The organism is Acinetobacter sp. NIPH 284 (genome assembly GCF_000369425.1).
Classification (GTDB): Bacteria; Pseudomonadota; Gammaproteobacteria; order Pseudomonadales; family Moraxellaceae; genus Acinetobacter.
Genome location: NZ_KB850009.1, coordinates 341,164 through 360,768, shown reverse-complemented (window position 1 = coordinate 360,768; position 19,605 = coordinate 341,164). Strand labels below are relative to the sequence as shown.

General features: G+C 39.8%; 21 protein-coding genes and 1 pseudogene. 13 read left to right on the top strand and 9 right to left on the bottom strand.

Annotated features, from left to right (window positions below; all coding sequences use genetic code 11):
* Positions 1-14 precede the first annotated feature (14 nt).
* Positions 15-1,184, bottom strand: a complete 1,170-nt coding sequence (locus F908_RS02600) for a GGDEF domain-containing protein (RefSeq protein WP_005156915.1) — start codon at positions 1,182-1,184, stop codon at positions 15-17.
* A 278-nt stretch (positions 1,185-1,462) separates the two neighbouring features.
* A complete protein-coding gene (locus F908_RS02595; RefSeq protein ID WP_005156912.1) occupies positions 1,463-2,374 on the bottom strand; it encodes an alpha/beta hydrolase in 912 nt (303 codons plus the stop codon).
* 187 nt (positions 2,375-2,561) lie between these two features.
* Between F908_RS02595 and F908_RS02590 the strand changes: the two genes are divergently transcribed.
* Positions 2,562-2,999 (top strand): DUF2147 domain-containing protein, encoded by a 438-nt coding sequence (locus tag F908_RS02590; protein WP_005156909.1) that lies wholly within the window; start codon positions 2,562-2,564, stop codon positions 2,997-2,999.
* 57 nt (positions 3,000-3,056) lie between these two features.
* On the opposite strand, the gene F908_RS02585 is transcribed toward F908_RS02590, so the two are convergent.
* Both F908_RS02585 and F908_RS02580 read right to left on the bottom strand, forming a co-directional pair.
* The gene (locus F908_RS02585) at positions 3,057-3,407 is read right to left on the bottom strand and encodes an arsenate reductase (protein ID WP_034602562.1); all 351 of its coding nucleotides are present in this window, start codon (positions 3,405-3,407) and stop codon (positions 3,057-3,059) included.
* Positions 3,408-3,847: 440 nt separating this feature from the next.
* Entirely contained in the window at positions 3,848-4,672 is an 825-nt protein-coding gene (locus F908_RS02580) for an exodeoxyribonuclease III (protein WP_005156898.1), read from the bottom strand.
* Positions 4,673-4,713: 41 nt separating this feature from the next.
* Here F908_RS02580 and pyrE point away from each other — a divergent pair, with 41 nt between their 5' ends.
* Positions 4,714-5,364: an orotate phosphoribosyltransferase gene (pyrE, locus tag F908_RS02575; RefSeq protein WP_005156895.1), complete on the top strand. Its 651-nt coding sequence runs from the start codon at positions 4,714-4,716 to the stop codon at positions 5,362-5,364.
* 261 nt (positions 5,365-5,625) lie between these two features.
* On the opposite strand, the gene F908_RS02570 is transcribed toward pyrE, so the two are convergent.
* A complete protein-coding gene (locus F908_RS02570) occupies positions 5,626-6,654 on the bottom strand; it encodes an IS701 family transposase (protein WP_081399852.1) in 1,029 nt (342 codons plus the stop codon).
* A gap of 198 nt (positions 6,655-6,852) precedes the next feature.
* On the opposite strand from F908_RS02570, the gene F908_RS02565 reads away from it, so the two are divergent.
* Both F908_RS02565 and F908_RS15865 read left to right on the top strand, forming a co-directional pair.
* A complete protein-coding gene (locus tag F908_RS02565; protein ID WP_005156891.1) occupies positions 6,853-7,227 on the top strand; it encodes a DUF1413 domain-containing protein in 375 nt (124 codons plus the stop codon).
* A gap of 242 nt (positions 7,228-7,469) precedes the next feature.
* Positions 7,470-7,535, top strand: a pseudogene (locus F908_RS15865) (type II toxin-antitoxin system RelE/ParE family toxin); the annotation flags it as partial.
* An 83-nt stretch (positions 7,536-7,618) separates the two neighbouring features.
* Here F908_RS15865 and F908_RS02560 read toward each other — a convergent pair.
* From F908_RS02560 to F908_RS02550, 3 genes are all read right to left on the bottom strand, one after another.
* A complete protein-coding gene (locus F908_RS02560; RefSeq protein WP_005156886.1) occupies positions 7,619-8,026 on the bottom strand; it encodes a hypothetical protein in 408 nt (135 codons plus the stop codon).
* Positions 8,027-8,246: 220 nt separating this feature from the next.
* Positions 8,247-8,444, bottom strand: coding sequence for a DUF3565 domain-containing protein (locus F908_RS02555; RefSeq protein WP_005156883.1), 198 nt, complete (start codon positions 8,442-8,444; stop codon positions 8,247-8,249).
* Entirely contained in the window at positions 8,445-8,897 is a 453-nt protein-coding gene (locus F908_RS02550) for a MarR family winged helix-turn-helix transcriptional regulator (protein WP_005156881.1), read from the bottom strand. It lies immediately after the preceding gene.
* A gap of 179 nt (positions 8,898-9,076) precedes the next feature.
* Here F908_RS02550 and F908_RS02545 point away from each other — a divergent pair, with 179 nt between their 5' ends.
* From F908_RS02545 to lpxC, 9 genes are all read left to right on the top strand, one after another.
* Positions 9,077-9,559 carry a glutathione peroxidase gene (locus tag F908_RS02545; protein ID WP_005156879.1) on the top strand — a complete coding sequence of 161 codons (483 nt, stop codon included), beginning with the start codon at positions 9,077-9,079 and terminating at the stop codon, positions 9,557-9,559.
* A 222-nt stretch (positions 9,560-9,781) separates the two neighbouring features.
* Positions 9,782-10,726: a glutathione synthase gene (gshB, locus tag F908_RS02540; RefSeq protein ID WP_005156877.1), complete on the top strand. Its 945-nt coding sequence runs from the start codon at positions 9,782-9,784 to the stop codon at positions 10,724-10,726.
* A 226-nt stretch (positions 10,727-10,952) separates the two neighbouring features.
* The gene (murG, locus tag F908_RS02535; RefSeq protein WP_081399858.1) at positions 10,953-12,050 is read left to right on the top strand and encodes an undecaprenyldiphospho-muramoylpentapeptide beta-N-acetylglucosaminyltransferase; all 1,098 of its coding nucleotides are present in this window, start codon (positions 10,953-10,955) and stop codon (positions 12,048-12,050) included.
* 13 nt (positions 12,051-12,063) lie between these two features.
* Positions 12,064-13,509, top strand: a complete 1,446-nt coding sequence (murC, locus tag F908_RS02530) for a UDP-N-acetylmuramate--L-alanine ligase (RefSeq protein ID WP_005156872.1) — start codon at positions 12,064-12,066, stop codon at positions 13,507-13,509.
* A 46-nt stretch (positions 13,510-13,555) separates the two neighbouring features.
* Positions 13,556-14,482 carry a D-alanine--D-alanine ligase gene (locus tag F908_RS02525; protein WP_005156868.1) on the top strand — a complete coding sequence of 309 codons (927 nt, stop codon included), beginning with the start codon at positions 13,556-13,558 and terminating at the stop codon, positions 14,480-14,482.
* Positions 14,483-14,488: 6 nt separating this feature from the next.
* A complete protein-coding gene (locus F908_RS02520; RefSeq protein ID WP_005156864.1) occupies positions 14,489-15,346 on the top strand; it encodes a cell division protein FtsQ/DivIB in 858 nt (285 codons plus the stop codon).
* Between the two features lie 65 nt (positions 15,347-15,411).
* Complete coding sequence (gene ftsA / locus F908_RS02515) at positions 15,412-16,674, top strand: cell division protein FtsA (protein WP_005156862.1); 1,263 nt, start codon at positions 15,412-15,414, stop codon at positions 16,672-16,674.
* A gap of 166 nt (positions 16,675-16,840) precedes the next feature.
* A complete protein-coding gene (gene ftsZ / locus F908_RS02510; RefSeq protein WP_005156855.1) occupies positions 16,841-18,022 on the top strand; it encodes a cell division protein FtsZ in 1,182 nt (393 codons plus the stop codon).
* Between the two features lie 111 nt (positions 18,023-18,133).
* Complete coding sequence (lpxC, locus tag F908_RS02505) at positions 18,134-19,036, top strand: UDP-3-O-acyl-N-acetylglucosamine deacetylase (protein WP_005156853.1); 903 nt, start codon at positions 18,134-18,136, stop codon at positions 19,034-19,036.
* Between the two features lie 98 nt (positions 19,037-19,134).
* Here lpxC and F908_RS02500 read toward each other — a convergent pair whose 3' ends face one another.
* On the bottom strand, positions 19,135-19,575 hold the full coding sequence (locus F908_RS02500) for a hypothetical protein (RefSeq protein WP_005156852.1): 441 nt from the start codon (positions 19,573-19,575) through the stop codon (positions 19,135-19,137).
* Between the last annotated feature and the right edge of the window lie 30 nt (positions 19,576-19,605).

The window sequence follows — 19,605 nt, the reverse complement described above, 5'->3', positions numbered from 1 at the left end:
TAATTTAAGAAAAGTTAAGTAAAAATTTTGACTTGATTTCGACCAGATGCTTTTACCGCATACAATGCTTGATCTGCCTGACTAATAATTAAGTGAGGTTCATCGGCACTGAGTGTGCTACTGATGCCAAAACTGGCACTGATAGAAAACTCTTGGTGATCTTCTGAGGTAAATTTTAACTCACCAATCGCTAAGCGACAGCGCTCGGCCACACTATATGCCTGTGTAGTGGTAGTATTGGGTAACAGTAAAATAAATTCTTCGCCACCAAAACGACCAATCACATCTTGATCACGCACATTATTTGCCAAACATCTCGTGACCTGAATCAAGACCTGATCCCCCATACTATGCCCAAACTGGTCATTAATATTCTTAAAATGATCTAAATCGAGTAATACAATCGAGTAAAGTTGATTTGGTTGCTGATGTAAGCGCTCTAAGTGATTGCTAATACTGCGACGATTCATCACATTCGTGAGCGGATCTAAAAGACTGAGTACTTGAATAGCCGTTTCTCGAATTCGCCATTGTTTGAGCAGACTTTCAAATAGCAACAAACAAGCAATTAAAATTGGCAATAAGAAGAAAAACATACTGCCAACCCAAAAAGGATGCATTTGAGCTTGATTCAGGACTTCTAGCTTAAATATCGGTGCATATTGTAGGACACCATACATACTTAAAAAGTTGCAAAACAGCAGTGCGATTGTTGCTGGCACCAGTGCACAATAAATCATTTTGCGATCAAACAGAACCAGACCTACTCCCACAACACTGACATAGGCAACCATGGTTGCTGGACTAAAACTCCCAATCAGATAGCCTATATGACAGAGTAAAACAGTAACGACCTGTACGCTTAAAATCGGAATGATTTCTTGTACCCAAGATTTATCTTTATAAATAAAGCAGGGCATAATCAAACTTAAAAAGACAAAAAGCATGATTACATTGGTCCAAAGTTTAGATCGAACCAACGGTAAATTTACCCATTGCCATGTAAATGGATTCAGCAAGACAAAACTGTCCCAAATAATTCCAAATAGACTTATAAGTGAGGCTAAGATTAGCAACAAAATACATTTCTTTAACATGTTCCAATTAATTAATGGTTCATGTTCCCAGAACTGCGAGAAATTCCATTTTTCTCTGTCAACTAACCTCTTAAAATGAATCCTCATGATTGGCATGTTTCCTTATATGCAATGAGATTTCGTGGGAACTGTAGGATTGTCGTCAAAATATTGAAGAATAATAATTAAAATAACAATAACATCTTTAGAATGAGAAAAAAGTCTAGCCATCGGCTTTTTAATGCAAATTAGAACGGGAAAAATATTTTGAAAAAGAAGCAATGATCTAAATATTCAATCAAATTTATTTTATGATGACAAAATTAAATTAAGAATGACAATGGTCAGACATAGCTGACCATTTTTTTGGATAAAACTTAAAGGATTTAGTCACGGTCAAGCGAATGGGCGAAATCGGCAATATCCGCCAGTGCCTGTTTGGCTTCAGGAAACCATGCATTAAACATCTGGAAGTTATGCCACATGCCTGTGTACAGCTTGAATCGAACCTTGACACCTGCCTGTTCCGCCTTTTCCCTAAAGCGTTTTGAATCATCCAGTAAAATTTCTTTTGAGCCAACTTGCACCAGTGTTGGCGGTAAGCCTTTAAGATCATCAAATAGAGGTGAAACACGCGGATCATCCGCTTGTACACCATCTTTTAAGTAATGATTAATTCCTGCTTGTAAGGCTTCAATAGAGAGCAGCGCATCAAGTTTCTGGTTAAAACGCAGTGACTCGCTGGTCAAGGTCAGGTCCAGATAAGGTGACATCAAAATTAAGCCGCTTGGCATCAGCTCAGGCTGCTGCTTTAGACGCAGACAGAGTGCAAGTGCAAGATTGGCACCACAGGAATCACCAGACACAATAATGTCTTTCGGTTGAATCCCCTGTACCAGAAGTGCCTGATAGACATCAAAAATTGCATCAATGGCCTCTGGGAAAGGGTGTTCAGGCGCAAGCGGATAATCCACATGAATCACCTGCATTTGTGTACGCGCAGCAATATCGGTCATTAAGGCACGGTGAGTATTCAGGCTGCCCAGAAAAAATGCCCCCCCATGAATGTGAAAAATTAGCTGGGTTGCCGATGCCTGCGCCTTGATTTCTTCACCACGCACGCCTGCTAAGCGCAATGGTCGAATTTGTACTGTGGGATTTTGGGGGAATAGACGACAAAGTTGGTCTAATAAAGGTCGCAAAGCATTCGGGGCTAAATTAAACTGACTCGGCGTACGAATGGTCGCTTTTAGTAATGATTCAGTAAAATAATATTTCCAAACAGTACCAAATTTCATAATTTTTCCATATTGTTAGTTCAGTATATAACTAAGAGAGTTTTGACTCATGTGCCTTGCGCTGTAATTACAGCAATGTTTTATTGTTGCTCAGGCTATACCCAATAGTCATAATCAAGCATTGCAATATTGACAGAAATTCTCAATACTCTTAATCTTGAAAAGACCCCTTAAGGATATTACAAAAATGAAGAAAATTGCTTTAGCATTTGGATTGCTCGGTTTAACAACTTTTGCCAATGCGGCAGATGCATTAAACGGTAGCGTTTGGCAGACAATCGATGATGAAACGAAGCAGCCAAAGGCGATTGTGAAGTTTACTGAGCAAAAGGACGGTTCGTTAACAGCGTCTATTCAAAAGTATTTAGTTCCAGGGCAGGAAGATGCCTGTTCTAAATGTGAAGGAACCTACCACAACAAACCTCTTAAAGGTTTGACGATTGTGCGTAACCTGAAGAACGTGGGTGGAACAAATTATGACAATGGTTCAATTCTTGACCCTAAAAGCGGCAAAACCTACAAGTTGAAAGCTGAATTGATCGAAGGTGGCAAGAAGCTTAAACTGCGTGGCTATATTGGTGTAGCCGCTCTAGGCCGTAACCAGACCTGGGTTCGTGCCAACTAATTTGAGTTTGAACTGAAAAAAACCGAGTCCTGTGACTCGGTTTTTTATTTTATTTCTTTAAGCGGAGAGGTTTTGATAAGTCGCTTCATCAAAGCCAATTACAAAGCCTTGCGGTGTTTGTAAAACGGGACGTTTAATCAAACTCGGCTGAGCAATTAAAGTTTCAATCAAATTTTCCTGATTACTTGTTGCATGAGCCTGTTCTGCTTCGGTTAATTTACGCCAAGTCGTACCTTTTTTATTTAGGACCTTATCTGCGCCAATCTCTTTTAGCCAAATTGCTAAAGTGTCGGCATCAATCCCCTGTTTTTTATAATCATGAAATTCGTAAGAAATTCCTTTTGCCTGTAGTGCATCAAAGGCTTTTTTCATCGAATTACAATTTTTAATTCCATAAATTTTAAACATACTGAAAACCATAACAACACAATGAAAGATATGCGTTAAAGCCTAACTTAAAAGGCAGGGAATGTACCAGTTGAAAATTTTTATCAAGTGAATCGATGTTATGTATTAAGCGTAGATTAAATGACCAAATCTTTCTTATTTTTTGAACTAAATGGCTAAATACAAAGCAGAGGAAAAATATTTAATATCTAAAAAAGAGAAAACCCGCATTTAATCTTCCTGATCATGCGGGTCTCATTTCAACGTCCAATGTCTCATCCTTGCAAATAAACTTAAACTAAGTTTATTTTATCTTCCTACGGCGTCCTATCCCTTCTGGTCATCCTGACCGCTTCCCTGTGCCGTGGTGCTATAATGCCGTTACAGCTGGTAAATAAAAATACACAAAAAACGACATAATATGTAAGCTAAAGATGCGGTCAAAGTGAACATGTGTTCACTTATTCGTGTATTTTATAATCAATAATCACAGGTGCATGGTCACTAAACCATTGTTCTTTATACACCCATGCATTCGCTGTACGTGCTTTCCAGTCTGGAGAACATGCTTGATAGTCGATACGCCAACCCACATTTTTTGCACGGGCCTGCCCACGATTTGACCACCATGAATACAATTCGGCTTCTTTTCGTACCTCACGGAAGGTATCTACATAGCCAAGTTCATCATAAATGTGATCAAGCCATGCACGTTCATGTGGCAAACAGCCAGATGATTTCTGATTGCCTGACCAGTTTTTAATATCAATACGCTTATGCACGATATTGTAATCACCACACACGATGATCGATTTATTTTCATCTCGCCATTGTTTGAGTATTTGGGCGTATTCTTGAAGAAATAAATCTTTACGTGCTTGTGCTTCATCACCGCTTGAACCTGATGGTAAGTATAAGGAAGCAATATGAACAGGCTGTGACAATCCTAGATCGAATTCAGCCGTGATAAAACGCCCCTGCGAATCAGCCAGTTCAAAACCTAAGCCATTTTGCACAGAGACAAAAGGTAAGCGGCTATAAATCGCTGTGCCTGCATAGCCTGCACGTTCAGCAGGGAACAGATGCGTATACCAACCTTCTGGTTTAAATTTATGCGTCCATTGTTCATGGGTGATGCGGCTTTCTTGCATACACACCACATCGGCATCGGACTGTTCTAACCACTCCAGCAGACCTTTGGTCACAGATGAACGTAGACCATTTACGTTAATTGAAACCACTCGAAGAATTTTTACATCACTTGGATAGCTATCCTTTGGTATCATACGTCTGTTTAACCTCAATTAAAGAATTTGGAGCACCTTATATGACAACGCCTGTGTCATTTCATCCGCAAGCTTTTATCGAACTCGCATTATCACGTGGTGTGCTTAAATTTGGTGAGTTTACCTTAAAATCAGGTCGTGTCAGTCCTTATTTCTTTAACGCAGGTTTGCTTAATGACGGTGAAGCGTTGTCTTTGTTAGCACAAGGTTATGCCGATAAATTGGTTCAGTGTGACAATGTTGGGGTGATTTTTGGCCCAGCCTATAAAGGGATTCCGTTTGTGGCGGCTACCGCAGTGGCGTTGTCGCAAGTGCATGGCAAGAGCGTACCGTGGGGATTTAACCGTAAAGAAGCCAAAGATCATGGTGAAGGCGGCGTGTTGGTTGGGGCGTCAGTTGAAGGTCAAAAAGTCTGGATTATTGACGATGTGATCACCGCGGGAACTGCGATTCGTGAAGTTGTGACCATCTTAAAAAATGCGGGAGCAACCATTGCAGGGGTTTTGGTGGCGTTAGACCGTCAGGAACGTGGGCAGGGTGAACTTTCTGCGATTCAGGAAGTGCAAAAAGAATTAGAAATACCAGTTCACGCTTTAATCACCATGAAAGATTTGATGGATTATTTGGATGCCAAAGGTGAAAAAGAGGCGTTGGCAAATATGCAGGCTTATCGTGAAAAATATGGCATCTAAATTTTAAGCGTAAGAGAAAAGGAAGCGAAAGCTTCCTTTTTTGTTGAGTTGAGCTAATAGATTATTGAAAATAATGATTAAAAAATAAGCGTGGAACGTGAAAAATCATAAAAAAAGCCCAAACGGGCTCGATTGGGCTATAAACTAGAAACTACAGTATTGATTTCTAAAGAAAATTATAACGCATTTCGTATAAGGTGTATTATGTTAAGTGTAGAAATATTTAAAAATTCCCCCTTCTAATCTAGGACTTACGCACTATTATTTATAGATTCTCTGTGGTAGGAGATGATTTTTATCGAGAATAAAGTCATCAATGAAGTCTTTGATGATTGGTCTAAATAATTTCTTCTGCCAACGATATACATTTTCAAAGATCCGCTCAAACTGGTTCTTTTGTATCTCGACGTAGGCCATCAAGGCTGCAAAAATATGATTCAAAATCAGTTTAGATCGTCTTACTTGAAACTTTTCAATATGACAAACCTGTTTAATCACTCGGTGATATTGCTCTATTTTCCAATGACTTGAATGTAATTCATGAAAACCCTCAAAGGACAATAAATCATCTTCATCTTGATGCACAATATAAAACCTCTGCTGTTCTTTTAACTGAGTCTTAAATAATTGTACAAAGCCAAAATCTTTGAGCCAGACCACTTGACCCTGATGAAAATCTGGCAATAAACGCAGTTGAAACCATTGTCCTTTTTCTGGGGAAACCTTACGGTTACAGTCGATACCAAACATAAATCGAATACCATATTTTCTTATGGTTTTTAGATTTCCAGTCGATGAATACCAACTATCACCTGTAATAAATTGAATCTTTGCACCCCAACTAAGTACTTCACTTAACATATCCATAAAGTAATCATTCTTGGTTTTACCCTCAGATTTGTCATAAATTCGGAAATTAATTGGAATATTTTGACCATTCTGATCTGTCGCATACAGGGTAATGAGATTAATCCCCTTGACGGATCGGTGGTGTTTGCCTGACCAAAAATAGCTAACCAAGTCCATATGTTGACTATATGGTTTATCTAAAACAGTATCATCAATACTGACTATAAGTTTATTATTATCAATATGTTGAATTGCTTCTTGATATAGGTCGTGAGGTGTGTAGTCTTCACGCTCCAGAAAGCGATTTACACTATCATGCGAGATATTATAAGTCTCGGCAAGTTGTGTGCAGCTAATAGAGTTCGGTTCTGTCATGAGAAAGCCCATATAAATGGGTAATGTACAAGTTGCTGTAGAAGCATGTTTAGTTCGTCTGATCACAGATACTTTATAAACTATTTTAATACTTTTTTGAATCCGTCAATGCGTAAGTCCTATAATCTTTAAAAAATAAAAAACAAATTTCTCATTACATCTCATTAAAATAATGATTGACTAATGATTTAAAAAAATTTATATTCCATATCAATTCTCATTATGCAAATGAGACAACTCATTACAAATTTTATGGAGATGAACATGGCTACAGACTTAATGATCACGTTAGATGAAAAAGTGTTAGCAGGGAGCTTAAATCAAGCTATCGAGCAGAATATTGATTTAAATACATACATCGAAAATGCTTTAAATAAGACTCTGCTTAAACCAATAGAGCCTAAAAAACCGTTGGCTCTAGATTCACTAATTAATCAAGCAATTCAAAATTCAGAAAAAAAAGCATCAGGTGCTGAGTTCCATATTAATGATGTTTGTTCTGATCAAATATGGGAGCAACTATCAAGTGGTGAACGTAAACGATTGGGTAGACTATTTCGTCAGGAAGTTGAATCTAGAAAAATTGCTACGTTTGTAAGACGCACTAGTGCGAATAAAGCGATCTATAAACGTCTCTAAAGTTAATATTCAAATTAGCTTTTGACACCATTTAACATAATGGCGGTTATGCACAATACATTTGTATATTAATATAAATATCAGATACTTAATAAAACAAGAAAAATCCAAAAATGCCCAAAAAGCCGATTTTGAAACAAGTCGGCTTTTTTATGAGCAGTTTTGATAGTTTTTGCCAACACTTTTGCTTAAAAAATGATCAAAACTAAGAATCACATACACTCTATAAGGCTTTCAGCCTAGACTCTAAATTTACCAACATGAAAGAGCTTCGTGTTCAACATCGAGGTAAACCACTGAGAGCTTTCAAGAAATCAGTCCTTAAATACTGCATAACTTCCTGTCTAACTTTTAGGGGTCAGATCAGGATGTCAGTTTTTTATTTTCACAGTTACTTTTTTAATTGCACAACTGTTTTAACATTATCGTTTTGATCGTAAGTAATTTGATAGGCAATATTATTGCCATCAAATCCTGACTCAACTGGAGTACCAATGATCTCCCAAAGTCCCAAAGTAGCAACATCAGCTACTCCATGAAACATCATACGCCCAAATTTTGCTGCCTTACCATAACCTTGTTTAAAAGAAAAAATATCGACAGTTTCATCACCATTCTTTACAGTTGAAACAGGAGCACCGAATTCAGCTAAAATCACAGCTCTCGGTACACCAACAGCAAGCATCTTAGTATCTTTTTTTTCAGGCTGTTTTGCAGCCATAAATACTGAACAGCCCGTGATATTAAACGTACCTACTATAAGTAACGTACAAAGACCTAATTTAGCAATTGGTTTCATATAAATCCCCCTAAAAACACACTAAGTAAGTTTATGCCGCGCAGTATATAGTGGATTTTTCATTTTTTAGTTATTTTTCAGAAAATATATATAAATCAAAATTATTTAACGCTCAATAATAAAATTACTCCTCTTGTTTCATATCAAAAAACAATGTGTTATGTCTTCTTAAATTAATTCTGTCACATTAAAATATTGCCTATTTTTAACATAAAATCTCTTATGCGAATCGCTTCTCCTCACACGTCTTGCATTCCAACATCACCCCTAACTTTTCCTTACGCCCTTGCTCAGTCAACACCCAAGGGCGATTTTGCCACGGTGGGTCATGGCGCACATGCTGACCATGACCACAGGCGAGGTCAGCAACCCAGTGGTTTTCTTCATCGAGGTGAAATCCAACAATAGCTTGCTGCATTTATTCACTCATGCTTTCGAGTTTAGAATCCTCCAAACCCTTTAAAAAACGATGACATAGATTATGAATTGCCACCAAATCATTCGGATCAACACCTAAAGAGCAGGCGAGTTTAAACGGAATTAAGGTAATTTCATCTTTTGCAGCAAGTGCTTTTTCAAGCAAGATCACCTTTTTCATACGCTCATCTTCTTTCACTGCAACGCGCTTTAAAAACTGTTTTTCTTCAAGTTTTTTAATAATTGGTGTCAGCGTGCCCGAATCAAAAAAGGTCTTTTGACCAATTTCAGACAGCGTCACATTGTCTTTTTCGTATAAAGCCAACAGCACAATAAATTGCGGATAGGTCAGGTCGTATTCCTGAAGCAATGGACGATATTGACGAATCATCGCATTGGTCGCGGAATACATTGCAAAACACACTTGATTATCCAAGTAAGAAAATTCAGTCATGCTTTGCTCCTCAACGTTATCTTTGCGAACTCACAGTATAGTTTGATTAATCGCAAAAGTATATTGCGCATAATTAACTTGCGCACAATATAATTGTGTGCAATATTAATTTGCATAGCTGAACAAATACACAAAGCTATTGGGCAAATAAGATTGATTGAATCAGAGCGAGATGTTGTATGACCACAATTTATGATTTTCAGGCTGAACTTTTAGAAGGCGAGCAAAAGAACTTTGCAGACTATCAAGGCAAGGTTTTATTGGTGGTGAACACGGCAAGCCAATGTGGCTTAACCCCACAATTTGAAGGACTTGAGAAGCTATATCAAGACTATCAACAACAAGGTTTGGTGATTTTAGGCTTTCCATGTAACCAGTTTGCTAACCAAGACCCATCAAGCAATGAAGAAATTGGCAACTTCTGTCAACGCAACTATGGTGTGTCATTTCCTATGTTTGCCAAAGTCGATGTGAATGGTTCAAATGCACATCCGATTTATAAATACCTCACCTCAGAAGCCAAAGGTATTTTAGGTAGTGAAAGCATCAAATGGAATTTCACCAAGTTTTTGATTAATCAAAATGGCGAAGTGATTAAACGTTATTCTCCAACGACCAAACCTGAAAAAATTGGCAAAGATATTCAAAAACTTTTGGCTTAATTCGACGCTGAAAGCGAATGTTGCACGAATTACTGGCGATGAAATCATTTGCCAGTAATTTTATAATTTTTATCACTCAGAAAATCGTCTATTTAAATAAATCGAATCTAGTGATTTGAATAAATTAGAATTTTTTAGATTTAATAATTACATAACTTGTTTAAACAACATCAACAAACTTCGCTATACTTTTGCCAAGATTAAAAATATGAGCGTTAAATTATGCGTGTACTTGTAGTGATGGATCCAATTGAAACGGTGAATCTTAAGAAAGATTCAACCATGGCAATGTTATGGGCGGCAAGCCGTCGCGGTCATGAATTGGGTTATGTATTACAACACGATTTATATATTGATCAGGGTAAAGCCTTTGGTTTGATTTCACCGCTTAAAGTCTTTGAAGATTACGATCATTATTATGAGTTGGGTGAGAAGCGCAAAGAGTCATTGGCGGATTACGATGTGGTGTTGATGCGTAAAGACCCACCGTTTGATATGAATTTTGTCTATACCACTTATATTTTGGAACAGGCTGAACGTGAAGGCGCGTGGATTATTAACAAACCACAATCGCTACGTGACTGTAATGAAAAGCTGTTCGCAACTCAATTCCCAGAGTTACAAGTACCGACTTTGGTGACGTCTCAACAAAGCCTAATTCGTGAATTCATCAAAGAACATGGCGATGTGATTGTGAAACCTTTGGATGGTATGGGTGGGATGGGGATTTTCCGTTTATACCAAGATGGGGTAAATATTGGTTCAACTCTGGAAGTGCTTACCGAAATGGGCACATGTCCAATCATGGCACAACGTTATATTCCTGAAATTGTTGAAGGTGATAAGCGTATCTTGATGGTGAATGGTGAACCGATTCCATATTGTTTAGCGCGTATTCCGCAAAATGGTGAAGTCCGAGGTAATTTGGCGGCAGGTGGTTTAGGTCAAGCGCGTCCACTTACTGAAAATGACAAAATGATTGCGGCAAAAGTAGGGCCTTTCTTACGTGAAAAAGGTTTGGTTTTTGTGGGGCTTGATGTGATTGGTAATTATGTGACTGAAATAAATGTCACCAGTCCAACCTGTATTCGTGAGATTGATGCTCAGTTTGGTACCTCGATTGCAGATAATTTATTTGATGTGCTAGAAGCAGGGCGAAACAGCTAAGATTACGCCATTTTTTGACCAAACTGCCCGTTTGTATTTGGATTAAATTTATGTGCAAATGGGCGTTTGGATATTGTTAGAACCTTGTTTTCAACAAAGAATTAAAAAAAGCTCAGCTTTCTGTTGTAAACAGGTGAAATTCGCTTTTCGTGAATGAAGCTTTAGGATTAGAATAACTTCCGAAAACAATAGACGATAACCTTCTTTTGAGTTGAAGAATTAGACCGTGATCAATTCGCTACAGAATAAACCTAAACATGTCATGATGATGGCCGCTGGCACAGGTGGACATGTTTTCCCTGCGCTTGCTGTTGCCAAACAACTGCAACAGGATGGCTGCCAAGTCTCTTGGCTAGCAACGCCTACGGGAATGGAAAATCGGTTACTCAAAGATCAAAATATTCCGATTTATCAAATTGATATTCAAGGCGTACGCGGTAATGGTATTTTACGTAAACTGAGTGCGCCATTTAAAATTCTAAAAGCAACATTAAGCGCGATGCGCTATATGAAGCAATTAAACATTGATGCTGTGGCGGGTTTCGGTGGTTATGTCGCTGGACCAGGTGGTTTAGCAGCACGTTTACTCGGTATTCCTGTGTTAATCCATGAACAGAATGCGATTGCAGGATTTACCAACACCCAACTGGCGCGTATTGCCAAGACCGTGTGTCAGGCTTTTCCAAATACATTTGCAAACAGTGATAAAGTCGTGACCACAGGTAATCCTGTACGTGCTGAGATTACTGCGATTTTGAACCCATCATGGCGTTATCAAACCCGTGAGCAAGCACAATTACCACTGAATATTTTGATTGTTGGTGGTTCACTGGGTGCACAAGCACTGAATGAGCGTTTGCCTGAAGCTCTGAAAAAAGTCAATGTTCCATTGAATGTGTTTCATCAATGCGGCCAAAATCAGCAAGAGATTACGCGTGAACGTTATCAGGGTGCATCTGCAAATTTAAATATTCAGGTTGAGCCTTTTATTCATGATATGGCAAAAGCCTACAGTGACGCTGATTTAATTATTTGCCGTGCTGGTGCATTAACGGTTACAGAAGTCGCAACTGCGGGTCTTGCTGCAGTGTTTGTTCCGCTGCCTATCGCAGTGGATGATCACCAGACTGCAAATGCGAAATTTTTAGCAAATGTCGGCGCTGCGAAAATTTGTCAACAAGCAGACATGACACCCACTGTTTTAGATGAGTTGTTAGCCACATTATTAAATCGCCAACTACTGTCTGAAATGGCAATTAAAGCACGTCAACAAGCACAACCGAATGCAACTCAGCATGTGGTTGATCTGATTAAAAAATTGTAATTCGAGTTTATTTATGTCTCCAACAAATCCAAACCAAGCCAAAAAGCTCATCAAAGTGCCAGAAATGCGCCGTATTAAACATATCCACTTTGTTGGGATTGGTGGTGCGGGGATGTGTGGTATCGCCGAGGTATTGGCCAATCAAGGTTATAAAATTTCTGGTTCAGACATCAAAGCCTCAAAGACCACAGCGCAACTCGAAAGCAATGGTATTAAAGTTTATATTGGGCATTCGGCTGAAAATATTAAAAATGCCAATGTGCTCGTGGTATCAACTGCGATTGATCCTGAAAATCCAGAAATTAAAGCTGCGATTGAACAACGTACCCCAATTGTACGTCGTGCAGAAATGCTAGGGGAGTTAATGCGCTACCGTCATGGTATTGCAGTCGCTGGAACGCATGGTAAAACCACAACGACTAGTTTATTAACGACGATGTTGGCAGAAGAAAATCTAGATCCAACTTACGTGATTGGTGGTTTGCTGAATAGCACAGGTGTCAATGCCGCACTGGGTGAAAGCCGTTTTATCGTAGCAGAAGCTGATGAGTCAGATGCATCTTTCCTGTATTTGCAACCGATGGCTGCGATCGTGACCAATATTGATGCAGATCATATGGACACCTATGAAGGTAGCTTTGATAAGTTAAAAGATACCTTTATTCAGTTCTTACATAATTTACCATTCTATGGTTTGGCAGTCGTTTGTGGTGATGATGCCAATATCCGTGAAATTCTTCCTCGTATTGGTCGTCCAACGTTGACCTATGGTTTTGGTGAAGATAACGATATTCGTGCTGTGGATGTGTTACAAGAAGGTATGCAATCGCACTTTACTGTACTGCGTAAAGATCGTGAGCCATTACGTGTCACCATCAATCAGCCAGGTTTGCATAATGTCTTGAATGCATTGGCTGCGATTGGTGTGGCAACTGATGAAGGTGTTTCTGATGGTGCGATTTGCCGTGCTTTAGAAGGCTTCAGTGGAGTGGGTCGTCGCTTCCAAGTTCAAGGTGAATTTGCAGTGGGCGAAGGCTTGGTGAAATTGGTGGATGACTATGGTCACCATCCGAAAGAGGTAGAAGCAACGATTAAAGCAGCGCGTGCCAGCCATCCAGACCGTCGTTTGGTGATGTTGTTTCAACCACACCGTTTTAGTCGTACTCGTGATTGTTTTGATGATTTTGTCGATGTGTTATCACAAGTGGATCAACTGTTATTACTGGAAGTCTATCCAGCGGGTGAAAAACCGATTGTGGGGGCGGATAGTCGAGCTTTGGCACGGAGTATTCGTCTACGTGGTCAAGTTGAACCGATTCTAGTTGATCCAGTTGATGGCAATTTGCCGCATGTTTTACAAAAAGTGTTACAAGCGAATGACTTGTTATTAACACAAGGCGCGGGTAACGTGGGCGCAATTTCGGTAGAATTGGCTCAGCATCGTTTGTATGCCAAATAATTTATTTTCGTGAATATAAAAGTTTTACAGTTTTAAGGATATAAACGTGTCAAATGCTGCAAAATTCGGCAAAGTTGCTGTGTTGTTTGGTGGGAAGTCAGCTGAACGTGCTGTGTCATTGGATAGTGGTCAAGCCGTTTTAGAGGCTTTGTTGCGCTCAGGTGTGCAAGCAGAAGCATTTGATCCACAAGAGCGAAGCGTGACTGAGTTGGTCGGTTATGATCGTGCTTTTATCGTATTGCATGGTCGTGGTGGTGAAGATGGTCAGATCCAAGGTGTGTTGGAGTGGTTAAACCTTCCATACACAGGTACGGGTGTGCAGGGTTCTGCGATTGGGATGGACAAAGTCAAAACCAAACAAATTTGGCAGGGCAGTGATTTACCAACCGCACCATACCGCATCATTACGAAAGACTCAGATCTGGATGCAGTCATTGCAGATTTAGGTTTGCCTGTGATTATCAAACCTGTGCACGAAGGTTCGAGTGTCGGGATGAGCAAGGTTGAGAAAGCAGAGGATTTTGCGGCTGCAATCGAAAAAGCGACACAGCATGATGCTGTGGTAATGGCTGAAAAGTGGATTACGGGTCGTGAATTCACCATTTCATTCTTGAATGGTCAGCCGTTGCCTGTGATTCGTTTACAACCACCCGCAGACGTGGCTTTCTATGACTATGAGGCAAAGTATCAACGCAATGACGTGGAATATGGCATTCCTTGTGGTTTAAGCGAAGACGAAGAGAAAAGCTTACAAGCATTGTGTCTACGTGCTTTCCAAGCAGTCGGTGCAGAAGGTTGGGGGCGTATTGATGCAATGCAGGATGAGCAAGGAAATTTCTGGTTGTTAGAAGTCAATACCGTACCGGGAATGACCAGCCACTCGCTTGTACCTAAAGCCGCACAAGCGGTCGGTTATAGTTTTGATGAGCTTTGCCTAGCAATTTTAGAGCAAACTTTAGCAAAGTCGGCTTAATTATTCATGGCTCAACTTCCTGCATCAATGCGTCGTAAAACACGACCTGCCATCAGCTCTATTCATGAGAAACCGCCTTCGCCTAAACAAAAAATGGTGAACGCGGGTGGCTGGGCGTTGTTGATCATTGCTTTTATTGTATTGGCAATTGGTCTATATGGCTTATATAAAGTGATGACTGATGCAAAAGTCGCACAATTACAGGTGGTTGGGACTAACTCGGATATTGAAAATCAGCAGTTAGTACAATATCTAAGTCCAATGATCAAAGATAACTATTTCACTTCCGATTTAGAGCAGATTCGGGACCAGGCGTTAAAGGTCTCATGGGTTGACCGTGTCGTGGTATCACGAGCTTGGCCGAATGGGATTCGTGTAAGAGTTATGCCGCGTCACGCAATTGCGCGTTGGGGAACAGGGCGTTTGCTCAGTGACAATGGTGATGTCTTTAGTGAAGCTGTATTAAAAGTACATCCAAACTTGCCACTTTTACATGGGCCAGTCAGCCAATCCAAAATGATGATGCGTCGCTATAATGAAATTAATCAACTGTTTCATCCAGCGAATTTAAGATTAAAAGAATTGTATTTAACAGAGCGAATGACGTGGTTTATGCAGTTTGATTCAGGTCTACGGATTATTGTTGATCAAGATCAGACCATGAATAAGCTTCAACGCTTAAGCCATTTGGCACAAACGGATCTCAAACCTGTATGGTCGAAAATCTCAGCAATTGATTTGCGTTATCGGAATGGTCTCGCTATTCAATGGAAAAACGCAATCCCGCCAAAGATTGTCAATGGTCAGTTAGTTGTAACGATTGATGACACAAGCCTTGCAGGGGCAATTGAGGCAAAGCCATAATACGTGGCTTGAAAATAACAGGCAGTTTGCCCGTACTAAACAACAAAAGATATGGTAATGAAGTAATGAGTGAAGCTGTTTCCTCAGTTGTTGCGATTGATATTGGGACGCATAAAGTCTCAGTTTTGATTGGTAAGGTCCATGCACCGGATAAGATCCAAGTGATTGGCATGGCAACTGCTCGCAACCGAGGCATGGTTAAAGGCAAAATTGTGAGCTTGGATAAGGTGATTGCTGCGATTAAAAATGCAGTCTCTGAAGCCGAAGATATGGCGGAGTGTCGTATCCATAGCGCATGGGTGTCAATTCCAAGTACTGAATTGCAAAGTTTTTACGCATCAGGCCGTACACCAGTAGTTAATCATGATCATATTATTACGACAAATGAAGTGGTTAGAGCATTAGAGTTAGCCAAAGCGAGCCATGTATCGCCAGATTATTATTTTGCAAGTGCTGTTCCATTAGGCTTCGAGTTGGGCGATTCGGCTGAATGGGTGCAGAACCCAGTCAATATGTCGGCTCATAGCATGACTGGGCATTATCAATTGATGATGATGCCGATTAATACTATGCAAAACCTTGATCGTGCCATGAAAGGTTCGAATATCGGGGTAGAGAAAATGGTGGTATCTAGTTTAGCTACGGCTGAAGCTAGTTTGCTCAAAGATGAAAAAGAATATGGCGTATGCTTAGTTGATATTGGTGCAGGGATTACCAATATCGCAGTATATTTAGATGGTCGTTTAGCATTAGTACGTACCTTGCAACGTGGTGGTGAAAATGTGACCCGCGATATTGCAGCGGTTTTACAAACGACCACTGAAGAAGCTGAACGTATTAAAATTTTACATGGTTGTGTTGATCTCAGTGTAGTGAAACCTGACCATATGATTCAAGTGCAAGCGATTGATGGACAGCAGACCATTAGTCGTATTGAGCTTGCAGAAATTATTATTGCGCGTTATGAAGAAATCTTTACATTAATTCGTGAAGAGTTAGAGCATAGTGGGGCAATATATGGTTTATATCATGGTGTAGTACTCACAGGTGATGCTTGTCAAATTGAAGGTATGGTGAATTTGGCACGTCGTATGCTTGGAGTATCTGCACATTTAGGTAATCCACCTTTACAGGTCTACGCTGAAGACCAACATCTTGCTGCATTACGTCGTTCGATGTATGCGACAGCGTCAGGATTATTGATGTTTAGCCAAAGTGATTTGCAGGATGCAGTAGAAGAACCAGAAGAATCGAATGATCGAAGTTTTATGGATCGAGTGACTAATGGTTGGAATGCATTAAATAGCAAATTAAAAGCTATATTTTAAGTTGTACGTATTTTGGGGAAAATTTGTTAGGAAGTTGTAATAGTGAGCCGTTGTACTTGACAAGCTAGCTATTATTGAACAGCATCTTAACATCGGTTGTTTTAAAAATCAGGGCAGTAACGGGCTGAAGTGACTGCCATTTTATATATTAGGAAATCTAAAGGTCATGACCTCATTTGAATTGGTAGAAGATGAACTAGACGATGGCAACGGTCAAGCCCGTTTCACAGTATTTGGTGTCGGTGGTGGTGGTGGTAATGCCGTCCAACATATGGTGCAATCAGATATCCAAGGTGTAAAATTTATTTGTGCCAATACTGATAAACAGGCACTCGATAGCATGAATGCGCCTTTTAAAATTCAGATTGGTGAACAAAGTACGCGTGGTTTAGGTTGTGGTGGTAAACCAGAGATGGGGCAAATTTCTGGTGAAGAGAGTCGCGAAGTGATTCGCCAGCACCTTGAAGGCACAGATATGGTCTTTGTCACCGCCGGTATGGGTGGTGGTACTGGTACAGGTGCCGCTCCAGTGGTTGCAGAGGTCGCCAAAGAAATGGGCATCTTGACCGTGGGTGTGGTAACAACTCCGTTTAATTTTGAAGGTCGCCGCCGCCAAAAGTTAGCAGAAAAAGGTATTGAAGCTTTAGAAGAGCATGTTGATTCATTGATTATTATTCCAAACCAACGCTTACTCAGCGTTTATGGTGATATTTCAATGAAAGATGCTTATAAAAAGGCAGATGATGTATTACTTAATGCGGTACGGAGTATTTTTGATCTTGTAGTGAACCATGGTCATATGAATCTCGACTTCGCTGATCTGAAAACAGCTATGAGTACTCGTGGTTACGCAATGATGGGATCGGGTACAGGACGTGGTGAAGATCGTGCTCGTCAAGCGGCTGAACAGGCTATCCGTAGCCCGTTGCTTGATAATGTGAATCTCACTAATGCAAAAGGTGCATTGGTGAATATCACAGGTGGCGAAGATATTACTGGACGCGAAATTGACATTATTTCAGAAGTGGTCAACCAGATTGTTGATTTGGATGAAGGTGAAATTTTCTATGGCACGGTATTTGACCCAGATTCGCGTGATGAGTTGCGTGTGACTGTAATTGCAACAGGTTTGACACGTAATGCCAATGATACCGAACCCAAAAAACGTACAGTAACCCATACGCCAACAACAATCGCTAAAACCCAACAACCTGTAGATGAAGATGATGTTCCGGCGATCAGTAAACGTGCAAATGTAGACGCACCTGCTACAGCAGCGCCAAGTTCTACACCACGTTCATCGCCAATGAGTATTCAAGACTATCTGAAAAATCAGCAGCGTAAATAATAAAATCATATGTTTAGAGAAAGGGGGTAAGTAATTGCTCCCTTTTTTATTTTTTTAAAATGGCAAAATATGCTAAGTTATATCGGTTTTTGCAAATGAAGTTGTCATGGTATGGTGAAACAACGTACTCTCAAGCGTGTGGTGAAAGCGAGCGGTATTGGTCTGCATAGTGGTCAAAAGGTGCTGATTAATTTTGTTCCTCACCATATTGATGGAGGTATTATCTTTCGCCGTATTGACCTCAATCCTCCTGTAGAAATTCCTGCGAATGCTTTACTCATTCAAGAAGCATTTATGTGTTCCAATCTTGTGCGAGAAGATATAAAAGTCGGTACGATTGAGCATGTGATGAGTGCTATAGCGGGATTAGGCATTGATAATTTAATCATCGAGGTCTCTGCTTCTGAAGTACCTATTATGGATGGCAGTGCAGGTCCATTTATCTATTTACTCATGCAAGGTGAGTTAGCAGAGCAAGATGCACCAAAGAAATTTATTAGAATTCTAAAACCTGTTGAAGCACTTATTGAAGATAAGCGTGCTATTTTCACCCCGCATTCAGGTTTTCAACTCAATTTTACGATTGATTTTGATCATCCCGCATTTGCTAAAGAATACCAATCCGTGTCGATTGATTTTTCAACGGAAACTTTTGTATACGAAGTCAGTGAAGCGCGAACTTTTGGCTTTATGAAAGATCTTGATTATTTAAAGGCGAATAATCTGGCTTTAGGGGCGAGTTTAGAGAACGCGATTGGTGTTGATGATACAGGTGTGGTCAATGAAGAGGGATTACGCTTTGCTGATGAGTTCGTGCGTCATAAGATTTTAGATGCTGTTGGTGATTTATATTTATTGGGTCATCAGGTAATTGCTAAGTTTGATGGCTATAAATCAGGGCATGCACTCAATAATCAGCTGTTGCGCAATGTTCAAAATGATCCGAGCAGTTATGAAATTGTAACATTTAATAACGATAATGATTGTCCAATTTCTTATGTGAGTGTGATATAAGTCATTGTCTTTTATTGGTTATGTTATATTATAACAATAAAAGTTGAGATTTAGTTCACATAAAATAAGTGTATATTTCAATACCTAAGATAAGTAGTTTACTTTTTATTGCTTGCCAAACGTAGTAAAGCTTGGCTAAGCTTAGGGTCGCTCACATATTCAGCGGCGCTGCGTAACTGCTCTTGGGTTTCTGAAGAAAGTGTTTTAGATGGGGGAGAAGGTTCACGAGGAACATTCATTTTGTTTCTTAGGCGAACTTGGATTTTTCGTAAGTCTTTGAGTCCTTCTAATTGAGCTAACTGCGCAACATAGTTGCTTTGTAAATAGCTGAGTTGACTAATCATCGCTTGATTTTCACCAGTTATGATCAGAACGCCATGTTGATAACAAACAACCTGCCATTGCTCTGGTTGGGGCAGTATAGGTTGAATAATTTTCGTAAGTTGTTTCCATCGAGTCACTTGCGTAGTCAGAAACGTTAAGTTTCCAGTTTTTATGTGTTGTCCTTTCTGTTGAAAAACGTTGCTAGGTTCAGACATGTTAACTTCCTTCGAGGTTATCTGCTCATC